Annotated in this window: 18 protein-coding genes; 16 read left to right on the top strand and 2 right to left on the bottom strand. The window is 70.1% G+C overall.

Features of this window, described 5'->3' with window-relative positions; all coding sequences use genetic code 11:
- Window positions 1-28: 28 nt before the first annotated feature.
- Genes OIE74_RS04965 through OIE74_RS04945 form a run of 5 tightly spaced genes read left to right on the top strand, consistent with a single transcriptional unit; the run spans window position 29 to window position 5,973 of the window.
- Window positions 29-2,209 (top strand): acetate--CoA ligase family protein, encoded by a 2,181-nt coding sequence (locus tag OIE74_RS04965; RefSeq protein WP_329378797.1) that lies wholly within the window; start codon window positions 29-31, stop codon window positions 2,207-2,209.
- Window positions 2,206-3,465, top strand: a complete 1,260-nt coding sequence (locus OIE74_RS04960; protein ID WP_329378795.1) for a CaiB/BaiF CoA transferase family protein — start codon at window positions 2,206-2,208, stop codon at window positions 3,463-3,465. The genes OIE74_RS04965 and OIE74_RS04960 overlap by 4 nt, the downstream gene beginning before the upstream one ends.
- Window positions 3,462-4,367 (top strand): enoyl-CoA hydratase/isomerase family protein, encoded by a 906-nt coding sequence (locus OIE74_RS04955; RefSeq protein ID WP_329378793.1) that lies wholly within the window; start codon window positions 3,462-3,464, stop codon window positions 4,365-4,367. The genes OIE74_RS04960 and OIE74_RS04955 overlap by 4 nt, the downstream gene beginning before the upstream one ends.
- On the top strand, window positions 4,364-5,095 hold the full coding sequence (locus OIE74_RS04950; RefSeq protein ID WP_329378791.1) for an enoyl-CoA hydratase/isomerase family protein: 732 nt from the start codon (window positions 4,364-4,366) through the stop codon (window positions 5,093-5,095). The genes OIE74_RS04955 and OIE74_RS04950 overlap by 4 nt, the downstream gene beginning before the upstream one ends.
- 17 nt (window positions 5,096-5,112) lie before the next feature.
- Entirely contained in the window at window positions 5,113-5,973 is an 861-nt protein-coding gene (locus OIE74_RS04945; protein WP_329378789.1) for an enoyl-CoA hydratase/isomerase family protein, read from the top strand.
- 40 nt (window positions 5,974-6,013) lie between these two features.
- On the opposite strand, the gene OIE74_RS04940 is transcribed toward OIE74_RS04945, so the two are convergent.
- Window positions 6,014-6,496, bottom strand: coding sequence for a MarR family winged helix-turn-helix transcriptional regulator (locus OIE74_RS04940; protein ID WP_329378787.1), 483 nt, complete (start codon window positions 6,494-6,496; stop codon window positions 6,014-6,016).
- A gap of 259 nt (window positions 6,497-6,755) precedes the next feature.
- On the opposite strand from OIE74_RS04940, the gene OIE74_RS04935 reads away from it, so the two are divergent.
- From OIE74_RS04935 to OIE74_RS04900, 8 genes are all read left to right on the top strand, one after another.
- Entirely contained in the window at window positions 6,756-7,334 is a 579-nt protein-coding gene (locus tag OIE74_RS04935) for a hypothetical protein (protein ID WP_329378785.1), read from the top strand.
- Window positions 7,335-7,338: 4 nt separating this feature from the next.
- Window positions 7,339-7,812 (top strand): nuclear transport factor 2 family protein, encoded by a 474-nt coding sequence (locus OIE74_RS04930; RefSeq protein WP_329378783.1) that lies wholly within the window; start codon window positions 7,339-7,341, stop codon window positions 7,810-7,812.
- Between the two features lie 13 nt (window positions 7,813-7,825).
- Complete coding sequence (locus OIE74_RS04925; protein ID WP_329378781.1) at window positions 7,826-8,695, top strand: FAS1-like dehydratase domain-containing protein; 870 nt, start codon at window positions 7,826-7,828, stop codon at window positions 8,693-8,695.
- Window positions 8,696-8,705: 10 nt separating this feature from the next.
- Window positions 8,706-9,830 (top strand): NAD-dependent epimerase/dehydratase family protein, encoded by a 1,125-nt coding sequence (locus OIE74_RS04920; protein ID WP_329378780.1) that lies wholly within the window; start codon window positions 8,706-8,708, stop codon window positions 9,828-9,830.
- A gap of 111 nt (window positions 9,831-9,941) precedes the next feature.
- The gene (locus OIE74_RS04915) at window positions 9,942-10,823 is read left to right on the top strand and encodes a sugar phosphate isomerase/epimerase family protein (RefSeq protein ID WP_329378778.1); all 882 of its coding nucleotides are present in this window, start codon (window positions 9,942-9,944) and stop codon (window positions 10,821-10,823) included.
- A 78-nt stretch (window positions 10,824-10,901) separates the two neighbouring features.
- Window positions 10,902-12,257 (top strand): FAD-dependent oxidoreductase, encoded by a 1,356-nt coding sequence (locus OIE74_RS04910; protein ID WP_329378775.1) that lies wholly within the window; start codon window positions 10,902-10,904, stop codon window positions 12,255-12,257.
- 90 nt (window positions 12,258-12,347) lie between these two features.
- A complete protein-coding gene (gene fdxA, locus OIE74_RS04905; RefSeq protein WP_329378773.1) occupies window positions 12,348-12,698 on the top strand; it encodes a ferredoxin in 351 nt (116 codons plus the stop codon).
- A complete protein-coding gene (locus tag OIE74_RS04900) occupies window positions 12,698-12,907 on the top strand; it encodes a ferredoxin (RefSeq protein WP_329378771.1) in 210 nt (69 codons plus the stop codon). The genes fdxA and OIE74_RS04900 overlap by 1 nt, the downstream gene beginning before the upstream one ends.
- A 72-nt stretch (window positions 12,908-12,979) precedes the next feature.
- Here OIE74_RS04900 and OIE74_RS04895 read toward each other — a convergent pair whose 3' ends face one another.
- Window positions 12,980-13,900: an SDR family NAD(P)-dependent oxidoreductase gene (locus OIE74_RS04895; RefSeq protein WP_329378769.1), complete on the bottom strand. Its 921-nt coding sequence runs from the start codon at window positions 13,898-13,900 to the stop codon at window positions 12,980-12,982.
- 210 nt (window positions 13,901-14,110) lie between these two features.
- Here OIE74_RS04895 and OIE74_RS04890 point away from each other — a divergent pair, with 210 nt between their 5' ends.
- From OIE74_RS04890 to OIE74_RS04880, 3 genes are read left to right on the top strand one after another with little or no spacing between them, the layout of a single operon-like run.
- Window positions 14,111-15,727, top strand: coding sequence for a class I adenylate-forming enzyme family protein (locus OIE74_RS04890; RefSeq protein ID WP_329378767.1), 1,617 nt, complete (start codon window positions 14,111-14,113; stop codon window positions 15,725-15,727).
- A 3-nt stretch (window positions 15,728-15,730) separates the two neighbouring features.
- A complete protein-coding gene (locus OIE74_RS04885; protein ID WP_329378765.1) occupies window positions 15,731-16,900 on the top strand; it encodes an acetyl-CoA acetyltransferase in 1,170 nt (389 codons plus the stop codon).
- Window positions 16,897-17,376, top strand: coding sequence for a Zn-ribbon domain-containing OB-fold protein (locus OIE74_RS04880; protein WP_329378763.1), 480 nt, complete (start codon window positions 16,897-16,899; stop codon window positions 17,374-17,376). Before OIE74_RS04885 ends, OIE74_RS04880 begins: the two co-directional genes overlap by 4 nt.
- Window positions 17,377-17,379: the final 3 nt, after the last annotated feature.

Raw genomic sequence — 17,379 nt, 5'->3', positions numbered from 1 at the left:
TCGCCCGAGGTTCGAGGAGTCACGCTCCATGCTCACCGTTGACTACGCGGCACGACGCTCGATCGTCGAGCCGGTCCGGCTGCGCCGCTTCTTCGGCGCCCGCAGCATCGCGGTCGTGGGGGCATCCCCAAGCTCCAGCTGGGCGCGGAATCTCCTCAACGCCCTGGCGCTCGGCGGCGGGGTGAAGGACGTGCGCTTCGTCCACCCCAAGTACGACGAGATCTTCGGGAAGCCGACCGTCCCGACCCTGCGCGACCTCGGCGAGCGCGTCGACCTGGCCTACATCATGGTGGGCCCGAACCGCGTCGACTCCATACTCCGGGACGCCGCTGCCGCCGGCATCAAGAACGCCGTCGTCCTCGCCTCCGGATACGGGGAGACCGGCGCCGACGGACGTGATCGGCAGCGCCGGCTGGCGGAGAGCGCGGTCGAACTCGATCTGACGATCATGGGTCCGAACACCATCGGATTCATCAACGCGGTTGGCGGTGTGGCTCCTTGGGCGGTGGCCACCGAGTCCGCGCCCGTGGCGGGTCCCGTCGGCGCCGTGTTCGAGAGCGGCTCGATGGCGCGGGCGACGTACCAGTTCGCGCAGGCACACGGCGTGGGCTCGACGTTGTGGGCGTCGGTGGGCAACTCGGCCGTGCTGACCAGCCTCGACGTCCTGGACTATCTGATCGAGGACGAGAACACCCGCAGTGTCGCACTGTTCCTGGAGACCGTGCGCGAGCCGGACCGCCTCTTCGAGCTCGGCGCGAAGGCTCTGCGGGCCGGCAAGCCGATCGTGGTCTACAAGGCCGGGCGAAGCGAAGAAGGCATGCGCTCGGCCATGGCGCACACCGGCGCGATGGCCACCGACGACGCCGTGGTCGACGCGGTGTTCCGGCAGGCGGGCATGGTCCGCGTCGAAAGCGTCGAGGAACTGGTCGCGACCGCCGGGGTGTTCGGCTACAGCCCGCGCCTCCCGGAGGGCCGGCGCATGGGCGTCGTGACCTCGTCGGGCGGCGGCTGCAACATCATCGCCGACCTCGCCTCGGTCAACAGCCTTGCCCTGCCCGCCTGGCAGGACGACACCAGCGCCGAACTGGCCGCGCACCTCCCCGAGTTCGCCTCGATCCTCAACCCTCTCGACACCACCGGCTTCGGCCACGCGCGAGCGAGACCGCGTCCGACGAAGGCCGAGGACGACCTGATGGAGATCGCCGTCGGCGACGACGGGATCGACTTCATGTTCTCGATGATGACGCCGCTGCCGGACGAGCGCCCGGCGGACCCTACGTTCATCGAAAGCCGGATGAAGATCGTCGGCGAGATCGTGGCCGCGGCACCGGTGCCGGTCTTCCTCTCGTCCAACACCTGCCTGGACGTCTCGCCGTACGCCCTGTCACTGCTCTCCGAGAACAAGCTGTTCCTGCTCCCCGGCGTCGACCTCGCGGTCACGTCCCTCGGTCATGTCGTCCGGTGGGTCGAGCAGCGGAACTCACTCCTGGCGCACACCGATCGGCAGGTGCAGGCTGTCCCGGTCGCCGCGGGCCCGAGTGCCCGGACCTGGGCCGAGGACGAGGGCCGGGCCCTGCTCGCGGCGGCCGGTGTCCCCGTCGTCCCGGCCGGCCTCGTCAACTCCCCGGCCGAGGCCGCGGCCGAGGCGGTGCGGCTCGGTGGACCGGTGGCGATGAAGATCTGTTCGCGGGCCATCGCGCACAAGTCCGACGTCGGCGGGGTCGTCCTCGGCGTCGAAGGCGCCGAGGACGCGGCGGCGGCGTACGACTCGATCGTGGCGACGGTGACCCGTCATGTCCCCGACGCCGATCTGCGCGGCGTGCTCGTCTCGCCGATGCGGGAGCCCGGCCAGGAACTCCTGGTCGGCATCACGGTGGACCCGACCTTCGGGCCGGTGCTGGCCGTGGGCCTCGGGGGCATCTGGGTGGAGGTTCTGAAGGACACCAGCCTGCGGGTGCTGCCCGTCGACGCCCGCGAGGTGCGCCGGATGCTCGAAGAGCTCAAGGGCGCCGCCCTGCTGCGCGGCGCGCGCGGAAGCCGGGCCGCCGACATCGACGCACTGAGCGAGGCCATCGTGGCGATCAGCCGGGCCGCCCTCTCCGTCGGACCACGACTGGACACCCTGGAGGTCAACCCCCTCCGTATCAACGGCAGTCGCGTCGAGGCGCTCGACGTGCTCGTCACGACCACCATGAAGGAGGACGCATGAGCGACCCCGAAGCGGCGGCAGGCGCACTCGACGGAATCAAGGTCCTCGACCTGACCCGCTTCCTCCAGGGCCCCTACGCGACTCGTATCCTCGCCGACCTCGGCGCGGAGGTCGTCAAAGTGGAGCGGCCCGGCGGCGAGTGGGACCGGCGACTGCGCCAGGCGCCGGACGGGTACGCCGGCTTCTTCACGGGCCTCAACCGTGGCAAGAAGTCCATCGCCGTCGACATCACGACCCCGGCGGGCAGGGACATCGTGAAAGCCCTCGCGCGCGAATGCGATGTCGTCGTGGAGAACTTCCGGCTCGGCGTCATGGAGAGACTGGGCCTCGGCTACGACACCCTGCGCGAGGAGAACACCCAGCTCATCTATGCCGCGGCGGCGGGCTACGGTCCACTGGGTCCACGCGCCGATGAGCCGATGTTCGACATGGTCGCGCAGGCCGTCTCGGGCCTCTCGGACTTCGTACGCACCCCGGACGGGACACCCCGGCTGGCCAGTCGCGGAATGGCGGACTCGGCGGGCGCCGTCTTCCTCGCCACGGGCATCCTGACCGCGCTGCTGGCCAAGGAGAGGACCGGACGCGGCCAGCGGGTGGACGGCTCGCTCGTCGGCTCCTGCCTGGCCATGCACACCGCCGAGGTCACCATCGCCCTCCACGGCGACGAAGTGAAACGGACACAGGGCCGCGTGACGTCGACCTCGGGCGCGTTCCGCTGCGAGGACGACCGCTGGATCGTCATCGGCGCCACGGACGCCAAGGTGTGGAACGGGCTGACCACGGCCCTCGACAGGCTCGACCTGCGCGATGATCCGCGGTTCGCGAAGAGCAGGCTCCGTGAGCGGCACCGCGACGTCCTGGAACCGATCCTCGAAGAGACGTTCCTGACCGCCGACCGGGACACCTGGGTCCAGCGGATGCGGGACAACGGCGTACCGGTGGCTCCCGTCAACACTTTCGTCGAGGCGGCACGGGAGCCCGACGTCCTGGCGAACGGCTTCGTCGTCGAGCAGCCGGACGCGACATGGGGGACCGTCCGCACCGTCGGCAACCCGTTCCTGCTCAGCGCCACCCCCGCACGGGTCGGCGACTGGACCCCCGAACTCGGCGCCGACACCCGCGAGTTGCTCACGCACCTCGGCGTCCCCCAGGACCGGATCGATGAACTCGTGGCCGACGGTGTGGTCGAACAGGCGCAGCCCGCGCCCGAACCGCCGGACTCACCGCGAGAAGCGGAGGAGGTGGGCAAGGCGTGAAGTACGGAACTCCGGAGAGCATCGCCGCCGCGGCCGAACAGGTGCTGTTCGAAGTGGACACGGCGTCGGGCATCGCGTATCTGACGCTGAATCGCCCCGAGAAGCACAATGCCATGAGCGTCCCGATGCGTGATCGCATCATCGAGCTGATGGCACGGGCCGGAGATGACCCGCGGGTCCGGGTCATCGTGATACGCGGCAACGGAAAGTCGTTCTGCAGCGGCAACGAGATCAATGAGCAGTGGGGCCAGAAACGACCGCACGAACGACGCCGCACGCTGACGGTCGGATACCGGTACGGCGCCGACATGGCCTGGGGCCGGCTGGGGTTCAGCCAGGCGATCTCCCGCTCGCCGAAGATCACGGTCGCACAGCTGCACGGCTACTGCGCGGCGGCGGCCTACTTCATGATCGCGTGCAAGGCCGATGTGGTGACGGCCGCCGAGGACACGCGGATCGGCGCACTGGAGGCCCGGTTCCTGGGCCCGGCCGGCGCCGTCGCCAGCGTGCACATCAACCGGATCCTGGGCATGAAGGCCGCCCGGCGCACCGGGTTCACCGCGATGCCGATGAGCGGGACCGAGGCGCGGCATCTCGGCCTTGTCGACACCGTCGTACCGGCCTCCGGGCTCGCCGGGACCACCCAGGCGATCGCGGCCGGCATGGCTGCCCGTCCGCCCGGCCATCTGCTGTATCTGAAGTCGAGACTGCGCGCCGCGGAGGGCGTGATGGACACCGGTGTCCCCTCGATCACGGGGCTGTTGGTGTCGCACTTCCTGCAATCGGGGCCGGACGAGATGGATTTCTGGAAGACCGCCAAGGAGGTCGGCGTCGGTGGCGCTCTCGACGCAGACAAGAAGCGCAAGGGCGCGGCGGATCCCCGCGCGGGGGTGACCTCATGAGTGCGGTCGACCTGCGTGTGGCCGACGGCCGGGCGTACATCGAGGCGGTGAGCTTCGCCCCGCTGACGTCACACGATCCCGCCTTCGCCGACGAACTCGCCGGAGCCGTCGTCGAGGCGTCGGACCACGATCACGTCAAGGCGATCGTGCTGCGTGCCACCGGACCCGACTTCGCGCCGGCGGTGCCGACCGGCTTCCCGTCCGTGGCCGAGGCACCGACCACCTGGCACCGCGCCTTCGCCGCGTCGACCGCGGTGTACCAGGCGACCTGCTTCGCGAAGAAGGTCGTGGTCGCCGAAGTCCGCGGGGAATGCCACGGGGCGGGCAGCGCACTCCTGTTGTGCACCGACCTGGCCGTGGCGAGTGAGGACGCCGTGTTCGGCTCGCCCTTCCTCGATGTGCCCGAGTCGAACTTCGTACTCGCCGCGCTCACGGTCCGGCTCAACCGGGCCAAGTCGTGGTTGCTCCGGGGAACCGTCCACGACGCCCCCACCGCCGGGCGGATCGGGCTGGTCAACAGGGTCGTCCCGGCCGCCCGGCTCCAGGCGGAGGTCGAGCGGATGACCGCCGCGGTGCTCGGCATGCCGCTGGACGGCCTGACGATGTCGAAGATGCTCCAGCAGGCCGTCTACGACGCCCACGGCGTGGGCCGGGAGTTCGACCTGGCCGACCACTACACGATCCACCGCGCGGCGGTCGGGTCCGGTCTCACCGAGGAGGGCGCGTGAGCGAGGAAGGAGAGCACGTGAGCGAGGGAAGAGTCGAGCTCAGCAAGGACCACGAGAACCACATCGCGACCATCACCGTCCGGCGGCCCGCGACGGGAAACCTCATGACCCGTGCGATGGCCTCGGCGTTCGCGGCCCATCTCGCGGACGTCGACGGGGACGACGAAGTGAAGGTCGTCGTGATCCGAGGCGAGGGCGACGACCTGTGTGCCGGCTGGGATCCCGCCGACGCCTGGGACCAGTACGTCGACGCGCCCGGCGGATCGGTCCGCAAGCACCCGAGCCAACGGGCGCGGCTGATCGCCCTGGACGACGCGTGGTGGGGACGCACGGGTCTCTACCAGCGCCTGCTGCACTGCCGGAAGGTGACCGTTGTCGAGGCCCGTGGCCGTTGCTGGGACACCGGCCTCTATCTGGTGCTCTGCGCGGACCTGGTGGTCGCCGGCGAGGACGCGACCTTCGGCTCCCCCCGGTGGCACAACATCGGGGTGGACGGCGACATGTCGCTGCTGTTCGCCACGGTCGGGCTCAAGCGCGCCAAGGAACTCATGTACTGCAACGTCGCCTGGTCGGCCCCGACCGCGCTCGACTACGGCCTGGTCGACCGCGTCGCCGAGGACGCCCCGCACGGGGCGACTGAACTCGCCGCGATGTGTGCGTCGATCATGCGGGACGGCATCGTCACCGAGAAGTACGCGGTCTTCGCCTCGTTGGAGAAGCTCGGTGTCGGGCTGTCGTTCGCGGCGACCACCGTCGTCGGCGCCTCGCTGAGCAACATCCACTTCCAGCCCGGCGAGTTCAACTTCCTTCGGGAGGTGCGTCATACGGGCGCCGAGGAGGCCCTGGCCCGCTCACGCCAGGATGTCGAGATCCGCTGACCGGTGCCCCACGGCCCAACGGCCCCGCGATCCGGGGCCGTCAGGGCAGTCGCGGAAGCTCCGGGTCGCAGAGCCGCTCAAGGGCCGGCAGCGCGGTGAGCAGGCTCTCCAGCTCGGTGTCGTCGAGCCGTCCGAGGTGCTCTTCGAGCCAGACCTCGCGGCTCTTCAGCACCTGCTCACGCTCGCGGGCACCGCTGGGGGTCAGTTCGATCAGAGCGGCCCGGCGGTCGGCGGGGTCCGGGCTGCGTGAGACGTAACCGAGCTCGATGAGACGGTTGAGCGAGCGGGTCACGGACGGCGGGGAGACCCCCTCCGATGCCGCGAGTTCGCCGGCGGACACGGGCTGGTTGCGGCCGATGTTGAACAGCAGCGAGATGAGGGCGTAGCTCAGACCTTCGTCGTTCTGCTGCCGCAGGACGCGTCCGAGGCGACCGAGCGTCATCCGCAGACGCGTCAGATCCTCGCGCCGGATGGCGTGCTCGTGCTTGACGCCGTCGATGGAGCCGCTGGTGGTCGTGGTCATTCCTACCCCGAATCTGGGCCTTCGCCGTATGAAGTTCGCCCTGTTAAGTATGCGCCTGCCGAGCTTCCGGACGCCACGTGCCCACGCCGGTCGATCTGTCAGGGTCATGCCGAGATTCGTCGCTTCGCCGAGGGTTTGTGTGCATCGGCACTGATTCGCCGCACGCTCTTGCAGGCGCCGTATCCAGCGATTAGTTTACATGGTTAGGTAATTTTGTCGTGACCGTCACACGACGGTCCCGTGTTTCCGAGGAGGGAAAGTGAAGGACTTCAGGCCGGAGCTGACTTACACCAGCTTCCAGGAGCACATGCACAAGGCCAGGACGCCCCTGCAGCTCAAGCATCTCCAGACGGTCGTCCACCACTCCAAGGGCGAGGTGCTCGCGGATCTGGACATGGTCCTGCCGACGCTGTCGGACGACCCGAACTACCACGAGTACGGCGTCCTCGGAAACGTCAAGGGAGACACCGGGCCGAAGGGCATCGACGAGGTCCGCGCCAACTACACCGAGATGGTGAACAACGGCTCGTACGTCATCGAGTCGAAGAAGACCCGCGTGGTGGTCGGCGACTACGACATCGTCACCGAGGGGACCTTCCGGCAGATCCTGACCGCAGAGGTCGCCCGGAAGATGGGCTTCGTCGACGACACGTCACCCGCGAGCCGCTTCTACGTGCTGTCGGCCCGGACCGTCGTCTTCTGGGAGTTCGACCAGGACGACAAGGCCACCGGCGAGGATCGCTACGTCCTCGACCACCACATCGTCCCGCTGGCCGAGGAGGACCTGCCGGACAACTATCCCGACAAGTTCCGGACCGAGCCACGGGCCGGGGTCTGAGCCCATGACAACCAGCAGCGAGAGCCGCTCCGTCGAGCAGCAGATCGACGAACTGGAGAGCCGGGCCGCGTTCGCGGACATCATCGCCGGCTACTGCGAGGGCACCGACCGCCGCGACCTCGATCGGTTCATGGGCATCTGGCACGACGACGCCGAGTACCTCATCCCGGGCGGGCGCGGCGACTTCCACGGCACCGAGGAGATCCGCCGCTCGCAGGAGGTCATCGGGAAGGTGTGGAAGGAGACCTACCACTGGACCACCAACCACACCGCCCGCTTCGAGCACCCCGATCGCGCGGCCGGCCGCAGCGACGCCTTCGCCCTGTGCGTGCACCCGGACGGCAGGATCAGCTGGGTGGGCTGCACCTACCACGATGTCTACGAGCGCCGCTCGGGCGTCTGGAAGCTCTCCCGACGCCTGGTCGAGCGCTACTTCGTGAGCGCTCCGCAGGGTGTCGAACTGCTTCCTCCCTTCTGAGACAGGCGGCCCGATGGCATCGTCGTATTCCGAGGGTCGTGGGGACAGCCAGGTCCGGACAGATGTCATTGGCCGCAACGCCGTCGACGGGCTGGCCGGACTCCTGGGTGTCCGGCCGGCGTCGCCGGACCTGCTCCCGCCCATGTGGCACCTCACCCAGCTTCTCGAAGTGGTCCCGCAGGCCCTGATCGGGCCGGACGGCCACCCACTGGTCGGGCTGCCGACACCGCCCGCCGCCGGCGCGCGCCGCATGTTCGCCGGCGGCCGGGTGTGGCACCGCAGGCCGCTCCTCGTCGGCCGGGAGGCCACCCGGACCTCCCGGATCCTCGCCTCGCGGGAGGTGGAGGGGCGAAGCGGGCACCTCCGCTTCGTCACGGTGCGCCACGAGTACGTTCAGGACGGCGAGCCGGCCGTGCGGGACGACCACGAGATCGTCTATCGGCCCGGGCGGCCGGCCGGGACCCCGCTGATCGCCTGCACGGGTGGGCCGGAAGAGCCCGGCGCCCCCGGCCCGGGGACCGTGCTCATGGTCGATCCGGTCGTGCTGTTCCGGTTCTCGGCACTCACCTGCAACGCCCACCGGATCCACTACGACCGCGACCACGCGCGCGGCGAGGGCTTCGACCACCTCGTGATCCACGGCCCCTTGCAGGCGGTCCTGATGGCCGAGGACCTCCGGAGGCGCGGAAGCGCCCTGCTGGGGCGGGTCTTCTCCTACCGGCTGCTCGCGCCGGCGGTCGGGCCGCAGACGATACGGGCCCGCCGTCCCGGCGACGGGACACGGGAGGAGGTCGAGGTCATCACCGGTGCGGGCGGGGTGTCGGCCTCCGGATCGCTTTCAGAACCCGACCGGTCGGATCCGGCGGGACTCCAGCCGGCGTGAAGGAGACAGGATGAGTGCGGTACGAGTGCTGGTGGCGGGAGCCAGCGGGCTCATAGGGACGGCGGCGATCGCCGCCTTCACCGCCGAAGGGTGGGACGTGGCCGCCTTCTCGCGGCGCCCTCCCGAGGTGGACGGATCCGTGCGATTCGACCATGTGTCCGTGGACTTGACGGATGCGGTCGCGACCCGGGACGCCGTTGCCGCGCTGTCGCCACGGCCGACCCACCTCGTCTACGCGGCGGCGTACGAGAAGCCGGACCTGGTCGCCGGCTGGTCCGACCCGGCGCAGATGGCGACCAACCGGGCGATGCTCGGCAACGTCCTCGTGCCGCTTGCCGCCGCGGGCGGACTGCGGCACGCCACCGTGCTGCAAGGAACGAAGGCGTACGGCGCCCATCTGCATCCGATCCCGATCCCGGCACGCGAGCGGGCTCCGCGTGACGACCACGAGAACTTCTACTGGCACCAGGAGGATCTGCTCCGGGAGCTGGCCGATCGCCACGCGTTCGACTGGACCATTCTCCGGCCGGTCCAGGTGGTGGGACCGGCGTACGGGGCCTCCTACTGCATGCCGCCGGTGATCGGTGTGTTCGCCGCGCTCAGTGCCGCGACAGGGATGCCGTTCGGCTTCCCCGGGGGCACGATCCATCCGGTACGCCAGGTCGTGGACGCGCGGTTGGTGGCGGGCGCGCTGGTGTGGGCTGCGACCTCGCCCGCGGCCCGGGGCGAGCACTTCAACCTCACGAACGGGGAGGTGTTCTCCTGGCACGAACTCTGGCCGGCCCTGGCCGACGCGACGGGGGTGGCGCCCGCCGAACCCCGCCCGATGAGCCTGGCCGACGAGCTTCCCCGACTGGCCGGCGTCTGGGAGGACATCGTCGCGAAACACCGGCTCCGCCCGCTCTCGCTGCTCGACGTCCTCGGCCGGTCGCACCAGTACGCCGACTACACCTTCGGACACGGCCTGACGACCATGCCCCCGCCGGCGCTGGTGAGTACGGTCAAGGTCAAACAGGCGGGCTTCACCCAGGTCTACGACACCGAGGTGACCTTCCGTGACGCGCTGAGGACCTTGGCCGAGCGCCGGGTGCTGCCCGGTCCGACGGGGGCCGGGCGAATGATCGGGTCGCGGTGACGCCGGCGAGGGCCGGGTCGCGTGCTTCGAGGGCCAGTTGGCCGACGCACGTGTACGGACAGGCACACGCACACGCGCCCGCGCGGCCCTGCCTCGGTGAGGAGTAGACGGATGACAGCGTCGCCGGTCTTCGCCCGCGAGCCGCGGTTGGTCCTGGCCTGGGGCACCGTACGCGATGCCTCGTTCCCCGACCGGGTGGCGGCTGCCCGGCAGTGCGGGTACGACGGGATCGGCCTCGCCATCCCGTACTACCAAGCCCTGCTCGCGGACGGCTGGACGGACCGTGACCTCGCCGCGGTCCTCGCCGAGTGGGATGTGCGGATCAACGAGGTCGAGGTGCTCTTCGGCTTCCACGGCACGCCGGGACCCGCGGGCATCCCCGGCCGTCCGGGGCTGGTCTACGCCGACCCGGCGGCGGAAAGGATCGCGTTCCACCTGGCTGACACGTTCGGGGTGCCGTTCGCGCAGACCGTCGGCACCTTCGACGCCCGGCCCGCAGGACCGGAGGTGGCCGACGCCTTCGGGCGTCTCTGCGACCGGGCCGCCGCCTACGGGCTGAGGGTGGCGCTGGAGTTCGTTCCCTACAGCAGCATCCCGGATCTGGCGGCCGGGCTCGCGGTCGTCACCGAGGCTAACCGCGACAACGGCGGGCTCTGCGTCGACAGTTGGCACTTCTTTCGCGGCCGGCCGGATCTGGAGTCGCTGCGGACGGTGCCGGCGGAGCGCGTCTTCATGGTCCAGTTCAACGACGGGCCGATCCCGCCGGTCGACCCCGACCGGATGGCCGACGCCGTTCACCACCGCGTCCTGCCCGGCGAGGGCGACCTGGACCTGCGTTCGTTCGTCAGGGCCCTCGACAGGCCCGGAGTTGAGGCGCCGTTCTCGATCGAGATCTACTCCGACGAGCTCCGGCGGCGGCCGGCGGCCGATGCCGCGCGACTCGCGGCGGAGGCCACGCGCGCGGTCGTCGCGTCCGCGAAGCGAACGTACTGAGCGGGAGCGACCGTTGACACATATTGCTACACATGGTTAAGTTTGCATGGCTAAGTGATGGTGAGGAGTGAGAAGCGGATGAGCCCTTACCGTGTCGCCGTCGTCGGTTCGGGACCGGCGGGCGTCTATGCGACCGAGGCGCTCGTGCGCGGCGGCGCCGACGTGTCGGTCGACATCTACGACCGGCTGCCCACACCGTACGGACTCGTCCGTTACGGCGTGGCGCCCGACCACCCGAGGATCAAGTCGATCGTCGTCGCGCTTCAGAAGGTCCTTGAGCGTGAGCGGGTCCGCTTCCTCGGGGACGTCGACGTCGGTATCGACCTGACGACCGCCGAACTCCGGGGGCTTTACGACGCGGTGGTGTTCGCCACCGGCGCCTCCGTCGGTCGCCGGCTCTCCATACCGGGGGAGGATCTCGCCGGGGTCTGCTCGGCCACGGACGTCGTCGCCTGGTACAGCGGCCATCCCGACCGTGCCCAAGCGGGGGAAGGCTTCCCATTGACGGCGGAATCGGTGGTCGTCGTCGGGGCCGGCAACGTGGCCCTGGACGTGGCCCGCCTGCTGGTGAAGCCGGCCCGGGACCTGGCGGGGACCGACATGCCGCCGCACGTCCTGGAACGGCTCGCGCGCAGCGGTGTCCGCGACGTCCATCTCGTCTGCCGGCGCGGACCCGAGCACGCGAAGTTCACCGCGAAGGAACTGCGTGAACTGCTCGAACTCGACGACGTCGCCACCGAGATCGACCTGGACCCACTGCCTGCGGACTCACAGGACCCGCAGACAGCGGCGAACCTCAGAGCCTTCGCCGACCTCGCCGCGCGTCAGGTGGTTCCCGCTCGGCGGACCCTGCACTTCCACTTCTGGTCCCGTCCGGTGGAGCTTCTCGGCGCGGGCGGCGCCCTCGCGGCCGTGCGCCTGGAGAAGACACGGGAGGCCGGCGGTGCGGTGGTGCCCACCGGCGAGGTCACCGAGCTCAAGGCGGGCATGGTCGTCACCTCGGTCGGCCACCACAGCACACGGGTCGGCACACTGCCGTTCGACGAAGACCTGGGCCGCGTCCCGCACGACGCGGGCCGGGTGCTCGGTCCGGACGGCCGGGCCGTCGACGGTCACTACGTCGCCGGATGGCTCAAGCGTGGACCGTCCGGGGTCGTCGGGACGAACCGGGCCTGCGCCGCCGAAACGGTGGTCGGCGTCCTCGCGGATCTGGCGAGCCGCTCGCCCCGTGGCGCCGGGCCCGAGGAGGTCGACCGGGTGCTCGCCGCGCGCGGCATCAGGCCCGTCACCTACGACGGCTGGCTGTCGATCGACTCGGCGGAGTTGAACCGCGGCCGGGCACTCGGCCGCGTACGCACCAAGATTCCCGACTGGGAAACCCTGCGTCACCTCGGAGCGACGGGCGCCGGGCGGCCGGGCCGGCGCACCGTCTGAACCGCGGGCGCACCGTGTGAACCCCCGGCGCACCGTCTGAACAGCGGGCGCTCACCGCTTCGTTCCTTCAACCAGGAAGTCGGCATCCTCATGGCTTACGTCATCCACGGCGACTGCATCGACGTCCTCGACCGCAGCTGTGTCGAGGTCTGCCCGGTCGACTGCATCTACGAGGGCTCGCGCAAGGCGTACATCCACCCTGACGAATGTGTGGACTGCGGTGCCTGCGAGCCGGTCTGTCCGGCCACGGCCATCACGTACCACGACGAAGTCCCTGAGAACCAGGCCGAGTTCGTCGACGACAACGCCCGCTTCTTCCTTGAGCCCCTCCCGGGGCGCGACGAGGCGCTGGGCCACCCCGGCGGATCGAGCGACCTCGGGCCCACCCGTATCGACACCGCTCTGGTGTCGAGCCGCCCGGCGTCGTCGGGCGGTGCCTGATGTCCGAGAACTCCCAGGCCACCGTCACCGCGGACCCGGACGTCTGCGTAGGTTCCGGGAACTGCACGTTTGTGGCGCCCTCGGTCTTCGGCCTGGACGACGAGGGCACGGTGACCGTTCTGCGGGAGCGGGTGAGCGCCACCGAACGCGACGCCGCCGTGGCGGCCGCCGCCGGTTGCCCGGCCGCGGCGATCATCGTGGCGGGCTGACGAGCGGGAACGAGACGGTGGCCGGCCCCACTTGGGGTCCGGCCACCGTCTCGTCCAACAGCTGACGTCCACTCAGGTCCGGGCCACACGCCCCGACTTCGCGGAAGCTTCGGCGAAGTCCACGATCATCGTGTCCTCGGCCGAGCCGAGAAGCTCGCGCCGGCTGATGATGTCCTCCAGCCGAAGACTGCTGTCCCCGGTGATCTCGTCCGCGGGCGTCCACTCCCGCATACGGGACACGGTCGGGCCATGGACGACGAAGACCTGGCCGGTGATCCCCCGGGAGTATCGCGAGCCGAGGAAGGTCGTGAGCGCGGCGACGCTCTCGGGGTCCCACTCGTCGGCCGCCCCCTCGACGGGCTCCATCCCCTCGACGACTCCTTCGGTCATTCCTGTACGGGCCCGGGGGCAGATCGAGTTGGCGCGTACGCCGTACCGTGCCAACTCGCGCGCCGCGACCTGCGTCAGGGCGACGATGCCGGCCTTGGCAGCCGAGTAGTTGACCTGCCCGAAGTTGCCGTAGAGCCCGGCCTCCGACGAGGTCGTCACCACCGTCGCTTCGACCTGCTCACCGGACTCCTGGTACAGCGACTTCCAGTGGGCCGCCGCGAAGTGGAGCGGACCCGCGTGGCCCTTGAGATGGACGGCCATCACCGCGTCCCACTCGGCCTCGGAGATGTTGACGATGGTCCGGTCGCGGATGATCCCGGCATTGCAGACCAGGAGATCGAGCTTGCCCCTGACGCCGACCGCCTGGCCGATCAGCCGCTCGGCGCCGTCCCAGGTGGAGATGTCGTCCCCGTTGGCCTCGGCGCTCCCACCGGCCCCACGGATCTCCTCCACGGCCTCTTCGGCGGCCGGGCGGCCCGGTGCGCGGCCCACGTCATTCACGATCACATGGGCGCCCGCCCGCGCGAGCGCCCTCGCCTCGGCTCGTCCGATGCCCTGGCCGGCGCCGGTGACGACGGCGACCTTCCCCTTCAGTTCGTCCATTTCTCGCCCTTCTTCTGCGTGCTCGTGCGGCCCGGCCCGCGAGATCCCGCAGGTGATCGGCCGGTTCCGAAACAGGCTTGCTTAGCCAGGTAAAGAGATCGGCGCGATCCGTTGCGCCTGGATTAAGTCAATGTTACACATGGCTAACCACTTCACGTGAACGACGGCCTCGCACCGCCGTCCGCACAGTTCGCGACGAGAGGAATGGGCATGTCTGCTCCCGCGCCGACGACGAAGACCGACCGCGAGGCCTACTACCGCGACCACGGGTACTGGACCGCCGAACGCCTCGGATGGTGGGTGTTCGACGTCGCCGAGCGCACTCCGGACCGTGAGTTCCTGGTGATCGGCGACCTCCGGCTGACGTACGGCGAGTTCGCCGCGTGGGCCGATGTACTGGCCGCGAACCTGGTCGAGGCGGGAGTCGTACGCGGCGACCGCGTCCTCATCCAGCTGCCGAACCTGGCCGAGGCGCTGCTGGGCCAGGTCGCGGCCTTCCGTATCGGTGCGGTCAACGTCCCCGTCGTGCCCATCTACCGCGAGCACGAGATGGCGCACATCGTGAACGACTGCAAGCCGCGAGCGGTGATCTCGATCGCCGAGAACCGCGGCCGGCGCCCCGCCGACGAGCTCGACGGCATACTCGACGGCGCGTCATGGGGACCGGTCGCCCGCTTCTGCGTCGACATGGACGAACCAAGACCGGGTTGGCTCCCCTTCTCCCGGCGGGACGACCCACGCCCGTCCGTCTCCCTGCCGGACCCACTCGAACCCGAGAAGTGCTGCCTGATGCTGTACACGTCGGGGACCACGTCGGCGCCGAAAGGGGTCGAACTCACGGGTCAGGGCTTCGTGTCGAACGCGCGCAGCATCCGCCACACCATGTCGCTCGGCGCGAAGGACGTCTTCTTCTGCGCGTCGCCCCTCTCGCACCTGGCGGGCTTCAACGCCGGCGTCGTCTGGCCCGCGTCCATGGGCGCCAAGATCGTCGTGATGCCGGCCTGGAACGGGGCGGAGGCCGCGCGGATCATCGAGCGCGAACGGTGCACCTTCACCACCGCCGCCTCGGTGTTCCTCCATGACCTGGTCGCCGCTAATCGCGCGGGCATCGGGACCGGGCACCCCATCACCGTCTTCATGTCCGGGGGCGCCTCGACCGCACCCGACCTGATCCGAGAGGCCGGCGAGGTCGGGATCACGGCGCTGCGCGGTTACGGCATGACCGAGACCGGCGGGGGAGTCTCCTGGGTCGCCCCCACCGAACGGCTCGACATCAGGGCCGAGTACGACGGTGCCGTCGTTCCCGGCAGCGAGATCCAGGCGGTCGACCCCGAACGCCGCCGGCTCCCGCCGGGAGAGGAAGGCGAGCTGCGGATCCGGGGCCCGCAGGCACTCATCGGCTACACCGATCCGGCCCTCACCCGGGAGCAGTTGGACGAGGAGGGCTGGTTCTACACCGGCGACCTCGGCCGGGTCGACGAACAGGGCCTCGTACGCATCACCGGCCGTACCAAGGACATCATCAATCGCGCGGGCGAGAAGTTCTCCGCGCGCGACATCGAGGAGCTCCTCCAGCGACACCCCGCTGTCGGGATGGCGGCCGTCGTCGGACTGCCCGACGACCGGCTCGGCGAAGTCGTCGGCGCCTTCGTCACCCTGGCCGCCGACCACGAGTGGCCGGGCGACGCCGAGATGGCGGCGTACCTGGACGAGGCCAAGCTCGCCAGACAGAAGATCCCCGCCTCGTGGCAGGTGCTCCCGGAGCTGCCCATGACGGCCTCCGGCAAGATCCAGAAGCATGAACTCCGTAACCGCAAGAGGAGTTGACCCGTGACACGTCCCGACCGGACTCCGGTCATCGCCGCCATCGGACTGTCCGACGGCCCCAAGGCACCCCACCTCGACGGACTCGGGCATCAGGCCCAGGCCATGCGACGCGCGCTGGCCGACTCGGGAATCAGCAAGGGCGACATCGACGGATTCGGCTGCGCCGAGGCCTGGATCCCCGGCGTCCCGGGCGTCGACCTCCCGGAGACGGCGGAGTACCTCGGCCTCGATCCGCGCTGGATCGAGGGCACCTACACGGGCGGATCGGCCTACGAGTTCCAGATGCAGCACGCCGAGGCCGCGATCAGGTCCGGCATGGCGCACACGATCCTCCTGACCTACGGCAGCGACCTGCTGACGCGGATGGGACGAAGCCTCGGCACGGCGTACGGCCGGAAACCGGTGGGCGGTGCGGCGTACGAGGAGCCGTACGGCAAAACCACGGTCGCGGCCTACGCGATGGCCGCTCAGCGCCATATGTACGAGTACGGCACCACTCCGGAGCAGCTCGCGAGTGTCGCCGTCGCCGTCCGTGAGTACGCCGCCCACAATCCCCGGGCCATCTACCGCAAGCCGCTGACAGTCGATGACGTCCTCGGCTCACGCGTGATCGCCGATCCCCTGCGTCTGCTCGACTGCTGTGCGATCACCGACGGCGGCGGGGCGGTCATCGTGACCACCGAGGAACGCGCCCGCGACCTCAAGCAGCCGTACGTCTCGATCCTGGGGACAGCCGCCCGCCAGAACCACTGGAACATCTCGCAGGCGCCGGACGTGACCACGACGGCGGGGGCCCGGTCGGGGCCGGACGCGTTCGCGCGAGCGGGGCTGACCCCGGACGACGTGGACATGGCCATGCTCTACGACAGTTTCACCATCACGGTCATCCTGCTGCTGGAGAGCCTCGGCTTCTGCAAGCCGGGCGAGGGAGGCCCGTTCGCCGAGGAGGGCAACCTCCGCCCGGGCGGCAGGCTGCCCATCAACACCGACGGCGGCGGCCTGTCGGCCTGCCATCCCGGGCTGCGCGGCATCTTCCTGCTGATCGAGGCCGTCCGGCAACTCCGCGGCCAGGCCGGCGAGGTGCAGGTTCCGGACTGCGACGTGGCGCTCGCCGCCGGATCCGGCGGCTGGTTCTCCACGATCGGCGTCACCATCCTCGGGAAGGGCCGATGAGTCAGATGGCATCCCAGAACATCCGTGGCCGGCAGGGGACCCTGGAGATCGTCGACGTCACCGACACCTGGGTGAAGCCGGTCCCGGACCTCGACCCCGTCAGCGCGACCTACTTCCGGGCGGCCCATGACGGGACGCTGTTGATCCAGCGCTGCCCTTCCTGCGGCGCCACGCAGCACTACCCCCGGCACGTCTGCCGCACCTGTGCGGCGATACCCGAGTGGGAGGCGGCCGGCGGGCGCGGCACCATCTACACCTTCACCGTCGTCCGGCAGGCCGGCATGCGCGGGTTCGACGCGGACGCGCCGTACGTGATCGCGCTCATCGACCTCGACGAGGGGCCCCGAATGATGGGGAACGTCACCGACTGCCCCGTGGACGAGGTCCACATCGGCCAGCGCGTCCAGGCCTACCAGTTGCGGATCGCCGACGGCATCGGCCTGCCCCAGTGGCGGCCCGGGGCCACTTCCGACTGAGCC

The sequence above is a fragment of the Streptomyces sp. NBC_01716 genome, assembly GCF_036248275.1.
Classification (GTDB): domain Bacteria; phylum Actinomycetota; class Actinomycetes; order Streptomycetales; family Streptomycetaceae; genus Streptomyces.
Note: the sequence above shows the minus strand (reverse complement) of the source record. Positions and strands in the feature narration are given on the sequence as shown.